We start from the raw sequence: 22,217 nt of genomic DNA on the forward strand, positions 1-22,217 counted from the left end.
GATGGAAGGGCTCTTGGTGCGTGGCCGAGCCGATGGATTTGATCCCGTCAGCAATTGCCTGGAAGAGCTGAAAACCTATCGTGGTGCTTTTGATGCCATCCCCGAGCACCATAGACGACTGCATCAGGCGCAAGCCAAGGTCTATGCTGCCATGTTGTGCCAGGAACGCGATTTGCCGGGGATGACAGTCAGCGTGGTGTATTACCACGTAGATAAGCACAAAGAGACCAGCATTTCCGAGTATCTGGAGCGCGCGGACCTGTGGGCCTTTTTTGAGCAGCAATGTCGCGCATATGTAGCGTGGGGGCAGCAGGAGCAAAAACACAGGCTGGCGCGCGATCAAGCTTGTACTGCTCTGCAATTTCCCTTTGAACAGTTTCGTGCGGGTCAGCGGCAACTGGCTGTAGCTGCGTTCCGGGCGCAGCGCGATGCACAGTGCCTGTTAGCGCAAGCCCCCACGGGTATTGGCAAAACCTTGGCAGTCGTATTCCCGGGCCTGAAAGCCATGCCCGAGGCTGGTCTGGACAAGCTGTTTTATCTGACGGCTAAAAACTCGGGCCGGCAAATGGCGCTGGACGCCTTGCAGCGCTTAAGTCCGGATGGTGGGGGCGCGTGGCGGGTGCTGGAAATGGTGGCCCGCGACAAGCAGTGTCCCCATCCGGATAAAGCCTGCCATGGCCAATCCTGTCCCTTGGCCGAAGGCTTTTACGACCGGCTTCCCGCGGCCCGTCAGCAAGCTCTGGAGCAGCCCATGCTAACTAGCCAGCGCCTGCAGCAAGTGGCTAGCGAACACCAGGTCTGCCCCTATTACTTGAGCCAGGAAATGCTGCGTTGGGCGGACGCCATTGTGGGCGACTACAACTATTTTTTCGACTCACATGCGGTGCTCTATAGCCAGACCCTGGCCCAGCAATGGCGCAGCGCGATCTTGGTGGACGAGGCGCACAATCTGGTAGAACGTGCTCGTTCCATGTATTCCGCGTCCTTCTCGCAAGTGCAGTTGCGCATGGCACGTAAAGCCGCGCCTTCGGCCTTGAAGCGTCATTTCGCTCCATTGACTCGCTTGATGGAGGACCTGATACCCGAGGAAGGCGGTGACCAATGGGGGCTGGAAAAAATCCCGGAGGACTTGCTGGAGCAGTGCGAGTATCTGGCTGCCCGTTTAGGGGCCTATGTAGCGGAGAATCCCCTGCCGCAAGACAGCCCCTTGCTGCTGTTTTATTTCGAGCTACTGTATTTTGTGGACCTGGCCGGGCAGTTCGGCTCGCATTCCTTGTTTGATATTTTGGCGCAGCGCGATGGTGTACTTCTGAACCTGCGCAATATCGTGCCTGCTCCCTTTCTGGCCGAACGCTACGGCGATGCGCACGGCGTGGTGCTGTTCTCCGGCACGTTGAATCCTTCGCAGTTTTATCGTGATGTCTTGGGGCTGCCGCCCAGTACGGCAGAGTTGAACGTAGCATCTCCTTATCGAGCCGAGCAGTTGCGGGTACGTCAATATGCCGGTTTGTCCACGCGCTATGCCGACCGGGCGCAAAGCCTGAGCGGGGTGTGCGATATTGTCGGGCAGGCCTATCAGGAGCAGCCTGGCAACTATCTCTTGTTTTTGAGCAGCTTTGATTATCTGGAGCAGGTCAGCCAGGCCTTGCAGGAGCGCTGGCCGGATATGCCGCTTTGGCATCAGCAACCGGGTATGAGCGATCAGCAAAGAACGCAGTTTCTGGACCGCTTTACGCTGGACGGCAAGGGAGTGGGTTTGGCAGTGCTGGGGGGGGCGTTTTCAGAAGGGGTAGATTTACCCGGTAAACGCTTGATCGGTGCTTTTATTGCCACTTTGGGTTTGCCGCAATTCAACCCGGCCAATGAGTCGGTGCGGCAAGTCATGGCCCGGCTCTTTGGGGAGCGGCGGGCCTATGACTATACCTATCTGTATCCGGGACTACGCAAGATTACACAGGCCGCGGGTCGTGTGATTCGCGATGAGCAGGATCAAGGCTTTGTGTATCTGCTGGACGAACGTTATGGGCAGCGGCGGGTGCAGCAGTTGTTGCCGGACTGGTGGCAAATTGAGCAGGTGCGGACTGACGCTCGTTCTGGGCAATCACCTCGGTAATGATCTGCGCAGTGGCGGCGGACAGGGTCCAGCCCAGGTGACCGTGGCCGGTGTTGTAGTACACGCCAGGACGGCTGCCCGCTTTTACGCGCGGCATCATGTCCGGCATCATGGGGCGCAAACCTGCCCACGGTACGACACGGTCGGTAGCCGCGTCGTGGAAGTTGCGGCGTGTCCAGTTGGTCAGCGGGGCGATGCGATCGGCGCGTATGTCTTTGTTGGACCCGTTGTATTCCGCGGTGCCGGCCACACGCAGGCGGTCTTTGCCCAGGCGGCTGGTCACAATCTTGGCCTCTTCGTCCAGCAAACTGACCCAGGGGGCTGCATGTTGGGCTTCGGGCGTATCCAGGTACACCGAGATGGAGTAGCCCTTGACGGGATAAATATTGATGTAGTCGCCCAGCATACGGGCCAGGTGGCGGCTGCCTACGCCAGCGCACACGACCAGGGAGTCCACGGACAGCGTATGGGTGTGGGCATCTGCACCTTCGCCAGTACGGAGCTGGATACGGTGCGGTGGGCCGCAATCAATACCCAGGACTTCGGTATCCTGCAGAAACTTCACGCCGCGCTTGGCGCACGCATCGGCCAAGCCGCGGGTGTATTTGTGAATATCGCCGGTGGCGTCCGAGGGCGTGAAGAAACCGCCGTAATAGGTGCCTTGCAGAGCAGGTTCGATCTGATGGATTTCTTCGTTGGTAACGGTACGGCGTTCCAGACCGCCTTTTTGCAGTAGCTGGCTGACTTTTTTGCCAGACTCAAAGCCGCCGGGCGTGTGGTAAATATGCAAAATGCCGCGCTGCTCCAGGTCGAAATCAATATTTTCGTCCTTGGCCCACTGATACAAGTTTTCGCGAGCGGCAATGGCCAGCTTGACGGTCTCGATCGTGTTGCGCTCGTAACCGGAAATTGCCCCCACAAATTGGCCCATCCAGCTGTATTTGTGCCAGCTTGGCTTGGGGTTGAAGAGCAGTGGAGCGTCCTTGCGCATCATCCATTTCAAGCCTTTGAAAATGGTGCTGCGGCTGTTCCAGACCTCGGCATTGCAGGCGGAAAGCTGCCCGCCATTGGCAAAAGAAGTTTCCATCGCGGGGTAGCGAAGGCGGTCAATAACGGTGACTTGATAGCCCTTCAGACTAAGGGCGTAGGCGGTGGTGATTCCGGAAATACCGGCACCAATGACGGCAATATGCGACATAACAGGCTCCTGACAGGTGAATTACCACCGAGTAGTGGCAATACCCCATCTGTCCTGTGACCTGAGAGTTTATCCAACCTGTGCATCTGGCTGGGCTCCTTCGGTGGGCGTCAAACGCCGCTCTCCAGAGTGTCGGGCTGGTACGATCCTTTTGCCTGAGAGATTCCGGGGTGGTTGCTCCGTCGGCGCCTGATTGAACAGGTCTCTTTCATACCGCCTGTAGTGACGCGACTACAGTAGCCGCGCTTACAAAAGTTTGCAATCAGGGTAAACCGGGAGCTGTGGGGGGTGGCTCCCGGTTTGGAGCGATGGATCAGGAGGGGTAAATCCACAGTTTGGAGGGCGGCAATTGCAGATGATGCACGCCACTGGGCAGTGGTTCAGGTCCGAAAGCTCGCAGTGTGCCGGCAGTCGGGTCGGCCATGCGGAAAACGTGCTCCCACTTGTCGCCCAGATACATGCTGGTGGATAGCTGCAGTGGCAGCGTATCGGGGCCGGGCTGCGCATTCAGTTGCACTTGTTCGACGCGAATCACGGCGGTGGCGTGCTGGCCGGCGCTCAGAGGAGCGGCGGCATGGCCCCATAACTCCCAACCAGGGCCGCTAAGCCGAGTTTGTTGATCGCGTTGCTCGGTAACCTTGCCTTGCAGACGATTGTTCGAGCCCATGAACTCGGCGGTGTACAGGGTCTTGGGATTGCTGTAGACCTCTTGCGGGGTACCTTGTTGCTCGATTTCGCCACCATTCAGCAACAGGATCCGGTCCGAAATCGCCATGGCCTCCGCCTGGTCATGGGTTACCATCAAAGCGGACAGGCCCATTTTCACAATCAGTTCGCGCAGGAACACGCGGGCCTCTTCACGCAGCTTAGCATCCAGGTTGGACAGTGGCTCATCCAGCAAGATGACCGGGGGGTTGTAAATCAGCGCACGGGCAATGGCCACACGCTGCTGTTGCCCTCCAGACAGTTGGCTGGGGTAGCGCTCGCCCAGGCCTTTCAACCCCAATTGATCCAAAATGGCGTCCACCTTTTGGCGGCTTTGCGCCTTGGAGGTTTTGCGCAGCGTGAGCGGATAAGCCACATTGTCCTGCACGGTCATGTGTGGCCACAAGGCATAGGACTGGAAAACCAGGCCCAGATTGCGCGCCTCGGCGGGCAGGTCGATACGGTTTTGCGAGTCGTACAGCACGTTCTCATTGATGGCGATACGCCCTTGGGAGGGCTGTTCGAGCCCGGCAACCGCACGCAGCAAGGTGGTTTTGCCACTACCCGAGGCCCCCAGCAGGGAAACCACCTCACCTTTGTTCAGGCTCATGGACACGCCTTTCAGAACCGGGTTGCGGTCGTAGGCCAGATGAATGTTGTCTACAGTCAGCTCGGTCATCGTAGTTTTACTCCGAAGCGCAATGCGATGGTCAGGCCAATGACCACCAGAACGATATTGATAAAAGACAGGGCAGCTACAATGTCGATGGCGCCGGTCGCCCACAGTGAAACCAGCATGGAGCCAATGGTTTCCGTGCCCGGTGTGAGCAGGTACACGCCGGTAGAGTATTCCCGCTCAAAAATCAGGAACATCAATAACCAGGACCCGATCAGGCCGAACTTTGCCAGTGGTAAGGTGATTTGACGTGTTACCTGACCGGGACGCGCTCCCGTGCTGCGGGCGGCTTCTTCCAGCTCCGGACCCACTTGTAAAAGGGTGGAGGAGATCAGACGCAAGCCGTAAGCCATCCAGACCACGCTGTAGGCCAGCCAGACGCTGAAGATGGTGCTGCGCAGGGCGCGCAGCGGACTGACGAGCGTGCCTTGCAACCATTCCGCCATGGGCAGGACCGACAAGTAGCCGTTTTCCAGGGACTGATCCAGCCACATGGGCACGAACAGGAACATCCACAAAAAGGCCAGACCCGCCAGTAGACCGGGGACGGCACGGGGTACCAGAACGCTGTAGTCCAGAAAGCGGGTGATGCCGTCTGGCTTGCGGTGCATGGCCAGGCCAATGAAGGTGTAGCAGATGACGGCCAAGGCGCCGCCAAATACACCAATCGCCACTGAGTTCAGAATGGCGCGCAGCAGATTGGCTTGCCCAAACACTTGCCGGAAGGCATCCAGGGAGAGCACGTCCATCAGCGAGACGCCAATCCCCCAGTTGGACACAAAGGCGCGCAAGACTACGCCCACCACCGGGACAATGACGGTGAAGAACAACCACAGACCGACCAGTGTTGCAGCTGCCCAGCGCCAGCGACCCAGCGGCAAGGCACGCGCCTGGGAGGCTTTGCCCTTGACGGTTACGAAGCGGTTGGCGGTGCGCATCAGACGGCGTTGCAGCATCACGAGCGGGATAGTCATGGCAATCAGGACGACTGCCACAGCCGCCATCAGGTGGTAGGACGGAATGCCGAGCTTGTTGGTGAGCTTGTATAGATAGGTGGCCAGTACCAGGTGGCCTTCAGGGTCGCCGAGCACCAGCACCAGACCAAATACTTCCAGCCCCAGAAAAAAGAGCAGAACGCAGGCGTACAGGATGGCGGGACGCACCATGGGCAGGCTGACCGAGCGCATGACCTGCCAGGGGCTGGCACCGGCGCTGCGGGCGGCTTCTTCCACATCCGAGCCCATGCTGCGCAAGGCCGAGGAAATGTACAGATAGGCGTGGGGAACGTGCGTCAGACCGGCAATGATGACAATGCTGGTGAAGGAGTAAATGTTCCAGGGGACAAAGCCGATCAGCTCCAGCGTCCAGGTGGAGAAGAAACCGACGGGTCCGGCGGCAACAATATAGCCAAAGCCCAGCACCATGGGCGAGACGAAAATCGGGACCAGAATGAGCGGTTCAATCCAGGCACGGCCGGGTAAATCGGTACGTACCATCAGGAAGGCCAGGATGCCGCCCAAAGGAATCGAAATACCGGCCAGGCCAAAGGCCATGATGAAACCGCTCCCCAGTGCTTTGTAAAAGTCCGGGTCGTCGAAGATGAAACGGAAAGCATCCAGCCCCAGAGACTTGTCAGTCGCAAAAAAGGGGGCCGATAGCAGGCTTTGGATGATGATCAGGCTAAGCGGCACATAAATGGCCAATGCCGTGATCAGAACAACGACATGGCGTGGCCAGGCCTGCCACCGAAGGCGTAAGGCTTGCATGATAAGGATTCCAGGCGGTAAAAGGCAGGGTGACGGCCGAGGCCGTCACCCGGTTCACAGACGAGGTGTCTTATTTATTGGCCGCAGCGCGCCATTGCTTGATGAAGTCCAGGCGTTCCTTTTGCTTCAGGAAGTCCAGCAGCGACGAATCCACCGGGATGGGGGTCAGTTCTACCCCTGCCAATTTCTTGGTCAGGCCATCCACATCGTTGTCGCCTTCCACGTCAGAGCGGATCGAGGCCAGCTCGGATTGGTTCGCCAGAACATCCTGTCCGTCCTTGGATAACATGTAGTCCAGAAAGACACGGGCGGCATGGGGGTGCTGGGCCTTGTTGCTGATGAACGCCACGCGTGACAGGACCAGGGTGTAGTCCGAGGGGTACACAATACCGATGGCTTTATCCTTGGCGGCGCGGGTCTCCGCATATGAACCCAGCAGGTTGTAGCCAATCAGGTTTTCACCCGAGCTGACGCGCTCCATCATGGTGCCCGTCGAGGACTGCAGTACCAGATTGGCTGAACCTACGCCTTTGATGAAATCCCAGTAGCTCTGGCCTTTCTTGCTGTCTTGAGCGGCCAGCATATAGCCTACTGCAGATTTTTCAATGTCGTAGGTAGTGACCTTGTTGCGAAAGCGGTCCTTGTCGCTTTCCACCAGCTTGGCCAGTTCTGCATGCGTCTTGGGTGCTTCTTCAGGCTTGATAAGACGGTTGTTGTAGATGAATACCGTCGGCTCGTAAGTGGTGCCAAACGCCTTGTTTTCCCATACGGCCCAACTGGGCAGGGCAGGGATTTCAGGGGAGTCGTAGCGGGCTGCGTAGTCGGTGGCCAGGCGCATAGCCGAGTCCATGGAGGAGCTCCACACAAGGTCGCCACTGTGGCTGCCCGAAGCCTGTTCGCTGATGTAGCGGTTGTACAGCTCGGTGCTGTTCATGTCGTGGTATTCGACTTTGATCTTGGGGTGGGCGGCCTCAAACGCGGCAATGAGCGGTGCGGCGGCTTTGGTGTCCGTGGTCGAGTAGACAATAACCTTGCCTTCTTTGTCCGCTGCTTGAGTCTGGTCGTCCTGAGCCCAGGCCGCTTGTCCGGCCAGCAGGCTGGCACTGAGTGACAGGGCGAGCAGGCTCAGGCGCTTAGGGGGGGTAAATGCTGACATTCGGGTCTCCTTGTTGTCAGAGTCCCGTCCTGTTGCGGGACTTCTTGGGTGATCGGTGTCATTGCATTGTCTGGACTCTAGCTGTCAGCATCCTGTCATTGGGGATGGGAAGGGGCTAGGGTCCTGGCGGCGTGTCGGTGACCAGACGTCGCCAGTTCTGCAGAAAACGGTGGCGGCGGGTGGGGTCCAGGCCCACTAACAAAGAGGGATTGAGAATAAGCGGTTGAATAATTCCAATTGATTGATTTTCAATGGTTTTTGTGAACCAGCTGCCCGTTTCCACGGCGTTGAGCGAGCCTAATCCGGCTGGGCCGGCGAGGGTTTGTTGGCCTTGGGGAGAGAGCAGGTAATCAATGAAAGCAGCGGCTAGATCGGGGCGGCGAGCTTGTTTATGAATCAGGGCGCTGCGGGTAAACACTGACACATAATCGCTGGGTACGATGATGGCAATGTCCGAGCCTGCTTTTTGCCGAGCCAGGGCATACGAGCCTAGTACGTTGTAGGCGACATCCAGGGTGCCATTGTCCAGATCATCCAAAATGGCACCGGTATTGGCATACAGACGGGTGCCGACACGGCCCAGGGCATTGGCCAAGCCCCAGAACGTGGAAGAGGTGCGTTCGTCGTACAGTGCAAACAGGTAGCCCACGCCACTGATCTGAATGTCATAGGTGCCCACCCGGCCCCTCAGACTGCCCTGGTTACGCTCCAGCAGCTTAAGCAGCGCTTCGCGAGAGGCCGGCAGCTCGTACGGTAAACGAGCCGGTGCGTAGGCGATGACGGCCGGCTCCAGCGTGAAGCCAAACACCTCATTGCGCCAACGTGCCCAGCCGGGCATGGTCTGGGTCAGACTGGATGTGTGCGCACGAGCATAGCCGTCGTTCGCCAGTTTGACCTGCATGTCCGCGGCCGAGCTGATCAGCAGATCCGTTTCAGGCAGGCTGCCTTGAGTGGTGTGCCGATACAGCGCGGTGGAATCCATCTCGTGATAAAGAATGCGTACGTGAGGCTGGATACGCTGAAAGTCCTGTACGAGCACTTCAAACAGTTCGGTGTCGGTAGGGCCTGCAATCACCAGCAAGGCCTGATCTTCCGGTCCAGGTGGACGGGGGGAGCGAGCCGGGTAGTCGTGACTGCGAATGCCCATATCGGGTTCCGCGGCGCTGGCGAGGGCGAAGGCTGGCTGGGGCTGGGCCAACATGCCCGTCATGATCAACGCTGCGATGAGCATGGTCAGGGGGGGCGAGGGTCGGGGACTCTGGTAAAGGGTGGGGATTTCGATGCGGACTGTCAGACCCTGCGGGGTATGGTCACGCAAGAGCAACGTGCCTTGATGCGCTTGTACCACGGTGCGCACGATAGACAGCCCTAGGCCCGAACCGGGCCGCCCCTGGCTGCTGGGACCACGCTGAAAACGCTCCAGCAAACGGGTTTTGTCATCGTCACTGATGCCTGGGCCCAGGTCGGACACATCAAACACCACCCAACCGTTCGGGCGGGTGTAGATTCGCACGGAAACAGGCTCGTCGCTGTAGAGCATGGCGTTGTCGATCACATTGCGCAGCATCTCCCGCAAGGACACATGGTCGCCCAGGATTTGTGCTCGTCGAGCCGAGGGCGTGAGGTGAATGTACAGCCGGTGGGCCCGGTCGGGATCGACCCGGCCCTGGATTTCCTGAATCAACGGGGCCACATCTAAAGGCCGCATGGTGCTGCGGTCTAGGCGGTGGCTGACGGTGGCGTCCATCAGTAACTGGTTCAACAGATGGGTGGCATGCGTAGTGTTGTTCAGAATCCGTCGCAGGCGTGGCCTTAGGGTGTCAGAGCCGGGCTCATCCATCGCGAGCTGGGTTTGCAGATGGACTGCCGCCAAGGGAGTGCGAATCTGATGGGCCGCATCGGCCACCAGATTGTTCAGAGTACCAACCGCTGTTTGCAGGCGCTGCATGAAGGCATTGAGGGTATCGACCAGACGGCGAATCTCTTTGGGTACCGGCGTGTCGATGGGCTGCAAATTGTCGTGGGAGCGTTCTCGCAGTGCTGTTTCCAATTCGGCCAAGGGGGCGAACGCACGCCGAATCCCCAGGCTGGTAATCATCAGGGCCAGCAACATCAGACCGGTCAGGGACAGAGTGCTGCGACCCAGCAACTCATCGGCCAGCGCTTGTCGGGTGCCCAGGGTTTCAGCAACGCGGATGGTGATCCAGCCACGGCCCAGTGAATGCTGGCCTGTCAGCAAGCGTCCGATCGTGGCGACACGCACGGCAGTGCCGTGATAGGAAATGGTGTCGTAGCGCGGTTCGGAACTGGTGGCCGGCGGCAGGGTGTCTCCCAAGTCTGGATAGCCGGAAATCAGGCTATTGGCCGAGCGTACGCTGTAAAAAATATGTTCCTGTTCGGACAGCATGGCCATCGCCGAATAGGGCAGCTCCAGGGAAAGTTCACCCTCGTCAATTTGAATGGCATTGGCAATAGTCAGGGCGGCGGCGTTCAGGAGCCTGTCATAGGCGGAGTCGGCGGCACGCTGGGCATATTGTCGCGATGCCAGACCCAATGCCAGTAAGGCAGCGGCCAGCAAGCATACGGCCAGCGCCAGTACACGCTGCTGGATAGACAGGGTGCGGCGCATCAGCGGGCATCACCCAAGCTTGCCATATAACCGGTGCCCCGCACCGTGTCGATGCGAATGGCACTATCGCTAAGCTTGCGCCGCAGACGAGAGACATGCAGCTCCACGGCATTGGGGCTGGAGTCTTCATCGAAGTTGAACAGCTGCATCATCAACCGTTCCTTGGTGACCACTTGTCCGGCACGACTCAGGAGCAACTCCAGCAAGCAGAATTCGCGCTGGCCAAATTCCACGGTCTGATCCCGGCTATTGATGCGTCGGGCGGCGATGTCAATGCTGACGTGTCCCAACTGCCAGATTTCCGCTTGCGTGGTGGCGGGCCGCCGCATCAGGGCACGCAGCCGTGCTTCCAGCTCGCGCAGATCGAAAGGTTTGACCAGATAATCGTCTGCTCCCAGGTCCAGCATGGACACACGATCTTCGATTTCTGAACGAGCCGTCATGACCAGCACGGGCAGGCTGGGTGTTTGCTGGCGCAGATGCCGCAAAATGCTGAAACCGTCCTGATCGGGCAGCATGATGTCCAAAAGCAGGACGTCCCAGTTATCCATTTCCAGATAGCGTAGGGCCAGCTCGCCAGTGTTGACCCACTCCACGCTATGACCGCCCGCGCTGAGCCGGCTGGCGATGGCTTCTCCCAAATCCTCATTGTCTTCGACCATGAGTAATCGCATATTGCCTCCATCCAATGGGCTCCTGTTCGTCGAGAAGCCTCTTTATTTATTTTTTTATTCTATCTCATGGAACTAAGGCTTCTAGTCCAGCCGAAAATGCGCGCCCAGACTGTGAGGGCGGGCCAGAGCCGCGTGGGCCAGCAACCAGGCGGTGTCCAGGTGCAGACTGCCAATGCGATGATCGACCGTGTCGGGCAGGCGGCGAATTTGCTCTCGCCAGTCGCTCAGGGTGTGGATGGCGTGCGCCAGACCCGCTCTATTGCGAAGCAGACCGACATGCTCTTGCATCAGGTTTTGCAAGGCAGGCAGGGTGGGGAACGGGGGTGTGGGTGGGCGATGCAGTGTTCCCTTGTCTTTGCAGGGAATGTTGTTGTTGTTGTTGTTGTTGTTGTTGTTGTTGTTGTTGTTGTTGTTGTTGTTGTTGTTGTTGTTGTCGCGTGCGGGCGCAGGGGTGTGCGGTGATCCTGCGAAGGTCGGTGCCGTTTTTGATCTTTCGTCCTCGGGAGTCAGGGCGGAACAATGAGCGGCCCGGCTCCCTTCGATGGCTTGCGCTGCTGCCCGCCCCATGACCACGCACTCCAGCAGCGAGTTGCTGGCCAAGCGGTTCGCCCCGTGCAAACCGGTGCAGGCCACTTCCCCTATCGCATACAGACCCGAAACGCTCGTGCGACCGAACAGGTCGGTTTGAATCCCTCCACAGCTGTAATGCGCTGCCGGCGCGACAGGTATCCAGTCCTGGCGTAAATCCAGGCCGCGGCGTAAACCTTCTTCCAAGGCCCGTGGGAAATGCCGCTGCAACGTATCGGCACCCAGATGGCGCACATCCAGCCAGACGTGCGCACGGTCCTCTTGTTTCATTTGTGCTGCAATGGCTCGCGACACAATATCGCGGGGGGCCAGTTCGGCGCGGGAATCATAGTCCGGCATGAAGCGACGACCATGTGCATCCAGTAAATGGCCACCTTCACCCCGCAAGGCTTCGGTAAGCAGAAACGTCGGCCCTTGTGTGTACAGGCAGGTGGGATGGAACTGCACGAACTCCAGATCGCGGATTGCTGCGCCTATGCGCCAGGCCAAAGCCACGCCTTCACCTTTGGCGGTGTCGGGATTGGTGCTGTGGGCATACAGACTGCCGAGCCCGCCCGTGGCCAGCACCACATGGTCCGCTAGAATCGTTTCATGACGATGGGTTTGTTTGTCGTAAATATCAACCCCCGCTACACGACCGTGTTCATTCCGGCGCAAGGCCAATGCCAGGCAGTTTGTGCGTTGGAGCAGTTGTGTGGCTTGTTGTAGCTGGGGGTACAAGGCCTGCATGATGGCGTACCCACTGGCATCCGCCGCGTGCACGATACGTCGCTGGCTGTGCCCCCCTTCGCGGGTCAGGTGCAGTTGCCCGTCTGGTGTTCTGTCCAAAGGCACCTGGCGCTCCAGCAGCCACTGCACCGCTTGTGGCGCGGCTTGTAAGATGTTGCGCACAGCATCCGCATCGGAATGGTGGGCACCTGCCTGCAGGGTGTCCTCGATATGCAGCTCCACACTGTCCTGGGCGCTGAGCACGGCAGCCAGCCCCCCCAGCGCCATCGTGCTTGCGCTACACGGAGCCGCGCCACTGCTCAGCAACGCTGCCTTCATGGAGGCAGGCAGAGACAGAGCCAGACTGGTGCCAGCCAGGCCCGCCCCAATAATCAATACATCCGTCTTTGTGCTAAGGCGCGGCATCAGGCGGCCCCTACGTGCAGAAACTGCTGGCTGTGTTGGGCGAGATCAGCTCCTACACGCAGTGTTCTCTGATGAGCAGCTGCAAAGTCCATCATCCTTTGCAGGGAGCGTCGTGCGCCTTGCTGTAATGCGGGCTCGATTTGTATACCCGGGCCCGGCTCGCTCAAGCGTTGTTGCAGCGCTTGCAAACTGTTCAGCGCCATCCAGGGGCAATAGGCGCAGCTTTTGCAGGTGGCGCTTTCGCCTGCTGTAGGGGCGGCCAAAAAGGTTTTGCCTGGGGCCTGTTGACGCATGGCATGCAAAATGCCCTGATCGGTCGCCACGATAAAGGTGTCGGCAGGGTGGTTGACAGCGGCGCGCAGCAGTTGTGTGGTGGAACCAACCACATCGGCCAAGGCCACCACCGCAGCTGGCGATTCTGGATGGACCAGTACCTGAGCATGCGGATGCTCATTCATCAACGCTTTTAAGCCGTCGGCCTTGAACTCGTCGTGAACCAGACAGGAACCTTGCCAGAGCAGCATGTCCGCTCCGGTCTGCTTCTGGATGTACGCACCTAAATGACGATCGGGCGCCCACACTATTTTTTTCCCTTGCGCATGCAGATGGCGCACGATGTCCAGTGCGATCGAGGACGTGACCACCCAGTCTGCCTGAGCTTTCACCGCCGCGCTGGTATTGGCATAGACAACCACCTCCCGGTCCGGGTGAGCGGCGCAAAACTGTTTGAAGTCTTGCGGGGCGCAGCCCAGATCCAGTGAGCAGGTGGCTTGATCGTGGACGGCCAGGACCCGTTTTTCCGGACTCAGGATTTTGGCGGACTCTGCCATGAAACCCACACCGGCTACCAGGACCGTGCTGGCTTTGTGCTCTTGTCCAAAGCGAGCCATTTCCAAGGAGTCGCCCACGCAGCCCCCGGTCTCCAGCGCCAGATCCTGAATATCGGGATCGGTGTAGTAATGGGCCACCAGCACCGCATCCTGGGCCTTCAGCTCCGTGGCCAAGACTTGTTTCAAAGCCGCTTTATCGTTTTGTGACTTGATCGGGGATGGGACTTCATGCCAGCCAATCTGACGGTTTAAGGCATCCTGTGAATCGGGCTGACAGACATCAATAGGGAAACGCTGAGTCATGAGTGTCCTTGATGCTCAAATTGAGCATAAATGATTTAAAAAAATGGCCGCGGTGAAACATCGAGCGAAAAGGAAAATTGTTTTTTTTGTTATGCTTTTTTTGAGCATAATTAAAAAATCAATGCTTCGCAAGCACAAGGACAGATTCAGTCAGAAAAAGGAGACCCCGCGTCATGACATTGAAGCGGGGCCAAGTCCCTTACGGCGCCGGATTGGGCGTGTGGTGATGAATGGCGTTGATTTTGCTGATCAGTTCATCATTGAGCTGAACATCCACGCTGGCAATGTTTTCGCGCAATTGCTCCAGGGTGGTTGCACCAATCAAGTTGCTACTGGTAAAGGCTTGCTGGTTTACCCATGCCAAAGCCAGCTGAGTCGGTGTCAGACCATATTCACGGGCTAGTTCGTTGTAGGCCAACGCGGCCTCACGAGCCCGCGGCGCGTCATAACGCGTGAATCGGTTGTACCGTGTCAAGCGACCCTTCTCGGGGCGTGCGCCGTGATCATATTTGCCGGTTAGCACACCCATCGCCAAAGGCGAATAGGCCAGAAGCCCAAGTCCTTCATAGCGACAAAATTCGGACAGGCCCTCTTCAAACACCCGGTTCAGCAGGTTGTAGGGATTCTGGATGGTGGCAATCAGAGGCAGGGACTGGGTGCGCGCCAATTCCAGAAAGCGGGAAACCCCCCAGGGCGTTTCATTGGAAACACCGATATGCCGCACCTTGCCTTGACGTACAAAGTCGTCCAGTACCGCCAGAGTTTCTTCAATAGGGACGGTGTCTTCCTCTTTCCAGGGGTAACTGCGCTGCCCAAACGTAACCGTGCTACGGTCTGGCCAGTGCAACTGGTACAGATCCAGGTAGTCGGTTTGCAGTCTGCGCAGACTGTCATGCAGGGCTTGTTCCAGATTGTTGCGATCCAGGCTTGTGCTGCCATTACGGATGTGTCCGGGACGCTTGGGGTCGCGCTGCGGACCGGCAATTTTGCTGGCCAACACAATATCCTTGCGACGGCCCGTTTTCGCCAGCCAGGTACCAATATATTGCTCGGTCAAACCCTGTGTGGCTGCCATAGGAGGGACAGGGTACATTTCGGCGGTATCCACCAGATTTACCCCCAGCTCCAAGGCAAGGTCCAGTTGAGCGTGCGCCTCGGCCTCGCTGTTTTGTTCCCCGTACGTCATGGTGCCCAAACCAATCAGGCTGACGTCCAGATCTGTATTGCCCAGCTTGCGGTATTCCATCTACTTCGACTCCCGAAAACGCAGGGCCGGGCGGCCCTACAAATCGTGCATGGTAGCGTATTTACCAGACGCTATGCGGCTTCATCATGCTCGGGCAAGGCGGGCGGAGCGGGTAAGGGACGTTTGGGCAGCAGGGGCAAACCGTGCTTGGCCCGCAGACGTTGGCAGTCGACGTTGGGGCTGCCATCCAGTTCCCAGATCTGATAGTCGCGACAGGGGGTAGGGCGATCCGGGTAAATGGCGCAATGAATGCCTGGCTGACCCAAGGTGCCCCGCAAGGCAATGCAACGACCCTCACCTTGCTCTGTGCCTTTCATGCACGCGCGCAGCGGCCCGACCTGGGTGGTCAACTCGACCGGAACGGTCCCGCCCGTCTCCCCACTTAACTCGCCACTATAGAAGGAAACCCGAAAGTGTGAGCAGCACACCCCACAGCTCAAACAGGGGTTTTCGTCGAAAATCTCATCATTGGGGGGCGTATAAAGCACCGTTTCCAGCGTTGTTTCTTGAACGCCAGGCAAGTCAAGCAAAGTAGTGGGGGTAGGCGGGAGAGAAGAGCAAGTCATGTGCGTGGATGTCCCGTAGTAGCCGCAAATTCGGTTCAGATCAGATCGCGTATCTGCAGGCGTAAAGCATTTATTTTATTTTTGCGCGAAGAACTTGAATAGGAAAATCGTGTATGCCCCCAGGGGCGTGATGCTGAGGCGAGACAGAATTGATGTATCCATATGTATCTTGTGATGAATTGAGCAGAAAACGCCCAAAATTTTTTGGAACGATAGGTTTTCGTTTTATTCTAAGTAAAACAATGGCTTGGAGCTTATTCTGGGGATTTTGATGCGTTCGAGCGGATAGGTGGAGAAAAAAATAAGGGATTTTTTATGGAAAAACGCAAAATAGTGTTGACAGCCTCATAGGGAAGATCTATTATTTCATTTCTTCACCGCAGGCGGTTAGCTCAGTTGGTTAGAGCGCTACGTTGACATCGTAGAGGTCGCTGGTTCGAATCCAGTACTGCCTACCAGAATATATGCACACAGCTCCAAGCTGTGCCAAGAAAAGCCCCAAAGATCAATACTTTGGGGCTTTTTTGTTGCCCAGCGTTCCAAGCTGCGCCAAGCCCCGCCAAGGTATTTTGGTGGCATGAATGGGGGCACGGACGGAACGAATGGGGGCATGGCTATTTTGGCGCTTTCTCCAACTGCGCGTCCAGGTAATCCGACCACCATTGCATCAGGTCATGGCGCTCGGCCATGTACTGAGCATGGTTGTAGGCACGGCGCACCTTGTTGCGATCACGGTGTGCCAGCTGACGCTCAATCACCTCTGAGCGAAAACCGCTTTGCTCGTTCATGATGGTGGAAGCCAAGCCACGAAAGCCATGGCCCGTCTGCAGGCCGCCAAATCCCATAATCTTTAAAGCCCGGTTCATCGTCTCGCTGCTGATAGGCGTAGAGCGAGGATTGTGCACACCCGGAAAGAGAAACGCATGCCGGCCGGATAGGCTGTACAGCGAATCAAGAATTTGTAGGCTTTGGCGGGACAGGGGCACCAGGTGATCCGCGGCGCTTTGTTTTTGAATCAGCCGGCCTTTCATGCGCTCGGCGGGGATGGTCCATAAGGCGTTGGCCATATCGAATTCTTCCCAGCGCGCCCATTGCCGCTCGCTCGTGGGTGGGGTGGGGCTGTAATTAAATGAGGGAGCAGCGGGTGGGCTTCGCAATATAGGCGCTGTTACGCTCAGCCACAGCCCGTGTGCGCATGGACTGTGCACTGCAAGCGCTGTCATGCATAACCCCGTGAGGTTTGCGCCGCGTCAGGCTCCATTGAAAGGCAAGAGGCTTAGCCTGTGCCTGTCGCTGCATCTACGCGTAGGCCGTGACCGCCATGTCCGGGGATCTAATCCTATCGTTCGCGGTACTCTCGTTGCTCATGACAAGGCAGTTTTGATATTGAAATGCTTGAGGGAGTGGGAAGGCGGTGGCTGCAGAGCCAAGATTGAACGCGGTTTGGCTATTTAGTTTGTAACAGCGCTATCTATATCTCTGAATAAGGTCCATAGTGTGTTCAGGGAGATTTTTCCCTTGAACAATTAGGACATACATTGAAAACAGAAATTGGTATCGTGAAGTGGTTCAACAACGAAAAAGGCTTCGGCTTCATCGCACCGGAAAGTGGCGGTAAAGACCTCTTCGCACACCACAGTGAAATTCAGGGTACTGGGTTTAAATCTCTCGAAGAGAATCAGCGAGTTTCTTTCGTTGCAGGCGCTGGCCAAAAAGGCCCTTGCGCTACCCAGATCCAAATCGTTTGATCCCCTGCTTGCCTTCTTAGGCAAGTGTTGAGTTGATCGGTTAAGGCCGGACCCTTTGAAACATTGGGTTCGGCCTTTTCGTATGCAAGTGCCCCTTGCCCTCATCCAGGCATGGTCCGCGACGATGCATCGGCGTCCCTGACCCTCTGTCAATGAGGGTGTTTCTGGCAGAGACGACGCTGTGAGCATGATAGGGAAGGGCATGACAAGCTGGTTCTCAACCTCCATCCATACACGCCTCTTGTTGAAATAGACGCGCTGTTGGTAGCTTCAACGCCTAGCGTTGAGAATAAGGTAACGGCGCAGTGGTTGGTGATAGAATCGCGCATTTAATAATGTCAAATAGTCAAATAATGAGAAAAATAAATGCACTAACACTAGGTGCCATCGCTTGTAGCATGTTGATCGGTAGCGCCCACGCTCAGACGAGGGTGTCGTGTGAGCAGGAAGTGAGAGAGGTCAACCAGTTTCTCTCAGAGAAAGGGATGCCGGTCATCAATGACGTGAAGGCGCTTGTCCATGTGCTTCGCCAAATAAAGCAGTACGAAAGGCTTCCTCCTCAGTACCTGACAAGTAACGAAGCAAGGAGACTGGGGTGGTCTGGGAAGGCTTCAGACAGTCTGTGGGGGCTTAGGGCAACCAATCAGAAATTGATAGGAGGGGACGCTTTCAGAGGCCCAGGCTTGCCCGCTAATGTGCAGTGGCTCAGTGCTGACCTGGATGTGTCGCGAGGCTATCGCGGTAATAAGCGCTTGATTTACAGTCCCGAAAGCCCGATAAGCTTTATCAGCGTTGATAACTATCGGAATTTTGTTGAGTTATCTCCCTGTCATTAAAGCGATTGTGTTTGTCAGGTTGCTATGAGGGGCCTTGTAGGACAAGCGTGGCGCTGATCATTATCAGCGTCGAAGCAGAGCTACCCATGGGGAGCCGCTTGGGTAGGCCAGCGCTTCGTACAAGCGCCTGATCATCAGGGAGTGGTTGGCTGGAGTTGGCTTTACATCACCACGTATTGGGATATGGCCAGGAAATGTGCTGCACTGCCCGCCAGTACAAATAAATGCCAAATGCCGTGCCAATGTCGGAAGCGCTCGTCAAACACGAAAAAAACAATGCCGGCAGTATAAATTGCCCCTCCTGCCGCCAACCAGGAAAAGCCCTGTGAGCCCAGACTGGATGCCAGGGGCTCCAGCGCCAGCAAGACAATCCAGCCCATAAGAGCATAAATGACCAGCGACAAGACGCGTGCTGGCGAACGTGGACGGATATCCTGAAGGATACCGATGAGAGCCAGACCCCAGACCACGCCGAACAGACTCCATCCCCAAGGTCCTCGCAGCGTTACCAGGCAAAAGGGGGTATAACTTCCCGCAATCAGCAAATAGATGGAAAAGTGGTCCATCTTGCGAAATACGCGTTTGGCTCGTCCCTGGAAGCAGTGGTACAGCGTGGAGATCAGGTAAAGCAGGACAAGCGTAGTGCCATAGATGGCTGTGCTGGTAATGCGCCAAGGGTCGCCCGTAAAGCTTGCCATGACCAGCAGCCAGGAGACACCGCCGATGGCCAGAACCGCGCCGATCAAATGTGACCAGGCATTGAATCGTTCACCGTAATACATGATTCCCTCTTCTCTCCGAACACAGGGCAGGCACAATGGAAGACTGTTGCCGAAAGGGAAAAGCTTAGTGCATCGCTTCGAAGCCCGTATTGGTGTTGATCAAGTCCGCGCAATACCTGGGGCATGAACCGCCGTGTTTTTTAATTTCTTGCCGTACGGCGCCGTTTTTGGCGATCGTGCTGTTTTTGTGTTGGCTCCAAGCTTATTCCCTTACGGAAATGGGGCTCGTGCGGTGTCCGCATACTCCGTCAGGTTCAAAGTGGACGCCGTGTCTCCTAGCCTAGCGCTGTGGCCTGTTTGGTTAACCCGACAAGGCGATGCTGTCAGGTAAACCCCAATGTCTGCTGAACCTGTCTGGCCCTAGGATAGCAGCAGCGCAATGTGCGTTTTTACTCTGGGAGGGTCATCATGAAATTTGTGCTTTACAAGGACAAAGGGGGTGAATGGCGCTGGCGGTTCAAGGCGGCAAACGGCAATATTATTTGCGTCAGCTCGGAAGGCTATACCAGTAAGCAGAGTGCTCAAAACAGTATTGAGTCGGTCAAGAAAGGAATACCGGATGCGCCAGTTGTGGAGGAATAGATAGGGGCCCTTGTTGCCCCTTCTTCGTTCAGTCGGGAACGTGGACGAGAGCTCAGCCCGCCTGTCCGTGTGTCTTTTTATCTTGGGCCTTGCCATTACGCCGTCGCCTGGCGGAGGCTTCCTGCAACGGCGGTGCAGACAGGTACGGTGTGTGAACAGAGTCGTCGCCGCCTGCCATTGGGCAGGCTCAGGGCTTGGACGAGAGAAACAGGACGGCGCGGTCAACACGCCGTTCTGTCATTCGTGCTCCATTTTTTGTTCTTGGGCGTTATCTTGGCTGCGTACGATGCCGCAGCGCTTGTGGGCCTGCATGACCACAGCCACGTTGCTGTTGAGCACGCCTTCTATTTCCCCCAGCCGACGCGTCACTACATCCCAAAGCTGGAGGCTGTCGCGGCACAGCACGTGCCAGAAAAGTTGGGAAGGGCCACTGGTGCCAAAGAGACAACGGGTATTGGGGTCCTGGGCCAGGTGTGCTGCCAGCGTATTGACCGCCTGAGGGCGCACTTGTATCGAAACCACAGCTTCAACCGGAAAGCCTACCAAAGCGGGCTCCACTTCGACCCGGAAAGATAGCGCTTTACGCTCTACCAGATGCTGTAAAAGCCGTTGCGCGGTCGGTTCGCTTACGCCAGCCTGCTCGGCCAAATCGGCCAGGCTGGCCCGACCATCCCTTTTTAACCCATTCGCGATTCGGTGTTCGGCTTCGGTCAGTGCCAGGGGAGCGTGCGTGGAGTGGCTGTCGGTCGTGTCCGCTGGCTTGGCCTGTATGCGCCACTGACCTGCCCGTCGAAACGAGCGTAGTACCAGGCGTGCATCGACATGCTCGACGCCGGGCATGCAGGGAAGGCTGCGGGTCACCAGTTCGGGCATGTCTGCCTCATCGGCAAGTGTCAGTTCGGCCATCAAGTCTGCGGAGCCTGCCAAGGTGACCACCAATTGGCAGTTTTCCATTTGGGCCAGTTTTTCGGCCACGAAAGGAACTTGTCCGGCATGACAGCGCATCCAGGCATGCAAGACCACCCCCTTGCCAGTGGTCAACGGGTCGGTTTCGGCAATGACGCGCAGGGCGCCTGTTTCCAAAAGGCGCTTGATCCGTCTTCCCACTGTACGTTCGGCGATGCCGGCGGCCGCGCCGAGCTCTCGCCAGGAGGCGCGTGGCTCTGCCTGCAAGGCAATCAGGCAGGCCAGATCGGTGTCATCGAGAGTGGGTAGCAAGGGTTTACCCTTGCTTGACGTGACCATATTCATCTAATTAACCTTCTTCAATTGCTAAAAAATAAACTTTTTAAACCTGTTTTGACCAAAAATAAACAAATTGAGGAATTCATGAGCACTCCCTCTCTACGTCCGAGCGCCCCGACAGGAGTGGACCCCGTTCCGGTTTCGCGCGTTCGCACCATTGTGGCAGGTAGTGTAGGCAACGCGGTTGAATGGTTCGATTGGACCATTTACGCCTCCTTCGCTATCTTTTTTTCCAGTCAGTTCTTTCCTGAAGGAAATGAAACCACGGCACTGCTGGCCAGCTTTGGTATTTTTGCAGTGGGTTTTTTCATGCGCCCCATCGGCGGCTGGCTGCTTGGTATCTTCTCCGACCGTTACGGACGCAAAGCCGCTTTAGGACTGACTATCCTGATGATGGCCGGAGGGTCGCTTATTATCGCAGTAACCCCGACCTATGCGGCAATCGGTTTGGCGGCTCCTCTTTTATTGACCCTTGCCCGTCTGTTGCAAGGTCTGTCTTTGGGAGGAGAGTATGCCTCGGCAACAACTTTTCTGACCGAGATGGCGCCGCCCCATCGCCGCGGTTTTTACTCCAGCTTTGTTTTCTTCAGTGCGGCGGTCGGCATCCTGGCGGCTTCGGCCGTAGGGTGGGTGCTGACGACCTGGTTGACGCGTGCGGAAATGGCCGCCTGGGGGTGGCGTATTCCGTTTCTGCTGGGGGCATTGGGCGGGGTAGTGGGTCTGTGGATTCGACGCTCGATTCCCGAGACCGAGGCTTTTTCCGAAAGCAAGAAAGCAGGGGTTGAAAAGCAGCCTTTGCGCACGTTGCTGCGTGAATACCCCAGAGAAGTGCTGCGCATTATCGGTTTTTCCGTGCTGACAACCTTTGCGTTCTATATTTTTGTCGCCTATGTGCCGACCTATGCCATCCGCCATGTGCAGGCCGATCCCAAGGTTGCATTTGCCGCCAATACTGTGGCCTTGATTGTGTTCATGGTGGTCCAGCCCTTGTTCGGTGCCTTGTCCGATCGGATCGGACGCAAACCACAATTAATCGTTTTTGCGGCCGGGTACCTGTTCTTCTTTTATCCGCTGATGAGCACGTTGGGCCCGTCTTTCGGTTCTATTTTGTTGGTGGAGCTGTTTGGTCTGGTCCTGTACGCCATGTATACCTCGATCGGCCCAGCGATTATGTCTGAGCAGTTCCCGACCAGCGTCCGGGCGGTTGGCATCGGTGCCCCCTATAACCTGATGGTGGCTTTGTTGGGAGGCACGACGCCTTATCTGTTGACCTGGTTGCAAAGCAATGGCCTGGAACGATGGTTCTTTTACTATGTGTTGGCTGGCGCGGTAATTACCTTGGTCACCTTTATACGTATGCCCGAGACAGTCGGACAAAAATTGCGCTGATCGCGCCTGTTTAGCCCGGTGTCTGGCCGGGTAGTAGACACAGCCCGCGAT

The 22,217-nt window shown here is 57.1% G+C and carries 16 protein-coding genes, 1 tRNA gene, 1 pseudogene and 1 riboswitch; of the genes and pseudogenes, 5 read left to right on the forward strand and 13 right to left on the reverse strand.

The window, feature by feature from the left end; genetic code table 11:
• Window positions 1-628 precede the first annotated feature (628 nt).
• Window positions 629-2,005, forward strand: a pseudogene (locus RSQ48_RS07695) (ATP-dependent DNA helicase); the annotation flags it as partial.
• Here the strand turns inward: RSQ48_RS07695 and RSQ48_RS07700 are convergent.
• The 10 genes from RSQ48_RS07700 to RSQ48_RS07745 all read right to left on the reverse strand — a co-directional run bounded on the left by RSQ48_RS07700 (window position 1,950) and on the right by RSQ48_RS07745 (window position 15,584).
• Window positions 1,950-3,311 carry a D-amino acid dehydrogenase gene (locus RSQ48_RS07700; RefSeq protein WP_415302306.1) on the reverse strand — a complete coding sequence of 454 codons (1,362 nt, stop codon included), beginning with the start codon at window positions 3,309-3,311 and terminating at the stop codon, window positions 1,950-1,952. The pseudogene RSQ48_RS07695 and the gene RSQ48_RS07700 sit on opposite strands and share 56 nt — an antisense overlap.
• 133 nt (window positions 3,312-3,444) lie before the next feature.
• Window positions 3,445-3,532, reverse strand: a riboswitch (glycine riboswitch).
• Window positions 3,533-3,624: 92 nt separating this feature from the next.
• Window positions 3,625-4,695 carry an ABC transporter ATP-binding protein gene (locus RSQ48_RS07705; RefSeq protein ID WP_415302307.1) on the reverse strand — a complete coding sequence of 357 codons (1,071 nt, stop codon included), beginning with the start codon at window positions 4,693-4,695 and terminating at the stop codon, window positions 3,625-3,627.
• On the reverse strand, window positions 4,692-6,458 hold the full coding sequence (locus tag RSQ48_RS07710; RefSeq protein WP_415302308.1) for an ABC transporter permease: 1,767 nt from the start codon (window positions 6,456-6,458) through the stop codon (window positions 4,692-4,694). Before RSQ48_RS07710 ends, RSQ48_RS07705 begins: the two co-directional genes overlap by 4 nt.
• A 70-nt stretch (window positions 6,459-6,528) precedes the next feature.
• Window positions 6,529-7,614, reverse strand: a complete 1,086-nt coding sequence (locus RSQ48_RS07715) for an ABC transporter substrate-binding protein (RefSeq protein WP_240208750.1) — start codon at window positions 7,612-7,614, stop codon at window positions 6,529-6,531.
• Between the two features lie 115 nt (window positions 7,615-7,729).
• Window positions 7,730-10,243 carry an extracellular solute-binding protein gene (locus tag RSQ48_RS07720; RefSeq protein ID WP_415302309.1) on the reverse strand — a complete coding sequence of 838 codons (2,514 nt, stop codon included), beginning with the start codon at window positions 10,241-10,243 and terminating at the stop codon, window positions 7,730-7,732.
• Entirely contained in the window at window positions 10,243-10,917 is a 675-nt protein-coding gene (locus tag RSQ48_RS07725; protein ID WP_059317704.1) for a response regulator transcription factor, read from the reverse strand. Before RSQ48_RS07725 ends, RSQ48_RS07720 begins: the two co-directional genes overlap by 1 nt.
• An 81-nt stretch (window positions 10,918-10,998) precedes the next feature.
• Window positions 10,999-12,639: an L-aspartate oxidase gene (nadB, locus tag RSQ48_RS07730; protein WP_415302310.1), complete on the reverse strand. Its 1,641-nt coding sequence runs from the start codon at window positions 12,637-12,639 to the stop codon at window positions 10,999-11,001.
• The gene (gene nadA / locus RSQ48_RS07735) at window positions 12,639-13,772 is read right to left on the reverse strand and encodes a quinolinate synthase NadA (RefSeq protein ID WP_131071666.1); all 1,134 of its coding nucleotides are present in this window, start codon (window positions 13,770-13,772) and stop codon (window positions 12,639-12,641) included. The genes nadB and nadA overlap by 1 nt, the downstream gene beginning before the upstream one ends.
• A gap of 199 nt (window positions 13,773-13,971) precedes the next feature.
• On the reverse strand, window positions 13,972-15,018 hold the full coding sequence (locus RSQ48_RS07740; RefSeq protein ID WP_003801154.1) for an NADP(H)-dependent aldo-keto reductase: 1,047 nt from the start codon (window positions 15,016-15,018) through the stop codon (window positions 13,972-13,974).
• A gap of 71 nt (window positions 15,019-15,089) precedes the next feature.
• Entirely contained in the window at window positions 15,090-15,584 is a 495-nt protein-coding gene (locus tag RSQ48_RS07745; protein WP_275694034.1) for a YkgJ family cysteine cluster protein, read from the reverse strand.
• A 381-nt stretch (window positions 15,585-15,965) separates the two neighbouring features.
• Between RSQ48_RS07745 and RSQ48_RS07750 the strand changes: the two genes are divergently transcribed.
• Window positions 15,966-16,042 (forward strand) — tRNA-Val (locus RSQ48_RS07750).
• A 156-nt stretch (window positions 16,043-16,198) separates the two neighbouring features.
• Here RSQ48_RS07750 and RSQ48_RS07755 read toward each other — a convergent pair.
• Complete coding sequence (locus RSQ48_RS07755) at window positions 16,199-16,807, reverse strand: tyrosine-type recombinase/integrase (RefSeq protein ID WP_131071667.1); 609 nt, start codon at window positions 16,805-16,807, stop codon at window positions 16,199-16,201.
• A 315-nt stretch (window positions 16,808-17,122) separates the two neighbouring features.
• Here RSQ48_RS07755 and RSQ48_RS07760 point away from each other — a divergent pair, with 315 nt between their 5' ends.
• Window positions 17,123-17,332 carry a cold-shock protein gene (locus RSQ48_RS07760; protein WP_003800472.1) on the forward strand — a complete coding sequence of 70 codons (210 nt, stop codon included), beginning with the start codon at window positions 17,123-17,125 and terminating at the stop codon, window positions 17,330-17,332.
• A 997-nt stretch (window positions 17,333-18,329) separates the two neighbouring features.
• On the opposite strand, the gene trhA is transcribed toward RSQ48_RS07760, so the two are convergent.
• The gene (gene trhA / locus RSQ48_RS07765) at window positions 18,330-18,950 is read right to left on the reverse strand and encodes a PAQR family membrane homeostasis protein TrhA (RefSeq protein ID WP_003800468.1); all 621 of its coding nucleotides are present in this window, start codon (window positions 18,948-18,950) and stop codon (window positions 18,330-18,332) included.
• A 408-nt stretch (window positions 18,951-19,358) separates the two neighbouring features.
• Between trhA and RSQ48_RS07770 the strand changes: the two genes are divergently transcribed.
• Window positions 19,359-19,532, forward strand: a complete 174-nt coding sequence (locus RSQ48_RS07770) for a YegP family protein (protein ID WP_003800466.1) — start codon at window positions 19,359-19,361, stop codon at window positions 19,530-19,532.
• A 237-nt stretch (window positions 19,533-19,769) separates the two neighbouring features.
• Here RSQ48_RS07770 and RSQ48_RS07775 read toward each other — a convergent pair whose 3' ends face one another.
• Entirely contained in the window at window positions 19,770-20,783 is a 1,014-nt protein-coding gene (locus RSQ48_RS07775; RefSeq protein ID WP_131071669.1) for an Lrp/AsnC family transcriptional regulator, read from the reverse strand.
• Between the two features lie 78 nt (window positions 20,784-20,861).
• Between RSQ48_RS07775 and RSQ48_RS07780 the strand changes: the two genes are divergently transcribed.
• Window positions 20,862-22,166: an MFS transporter gene (locus RSQ48_RS07780; protein ID WP_240208745.1), complete on the forward strand. Its 1,305-nt coding sequence runs from the start codon at window positions 20,862-20,864 to the stop codon at window positions 22,164-22,166.
• Window positions 22,167-22,217 lie beyond the last annotated feature (51 nt).

It is taken from the genome of Alcaligenes sp. SJTW-7 (assembly GCF_047716895.1).
GTDB classification, from domain to species: Bacteria; Pseudomonadota; Gammaproteobacteria; order Burkholderiales; family Burkholderiaceae_B; genus Alcaligenes; species Alcaligenes ammonioxydans.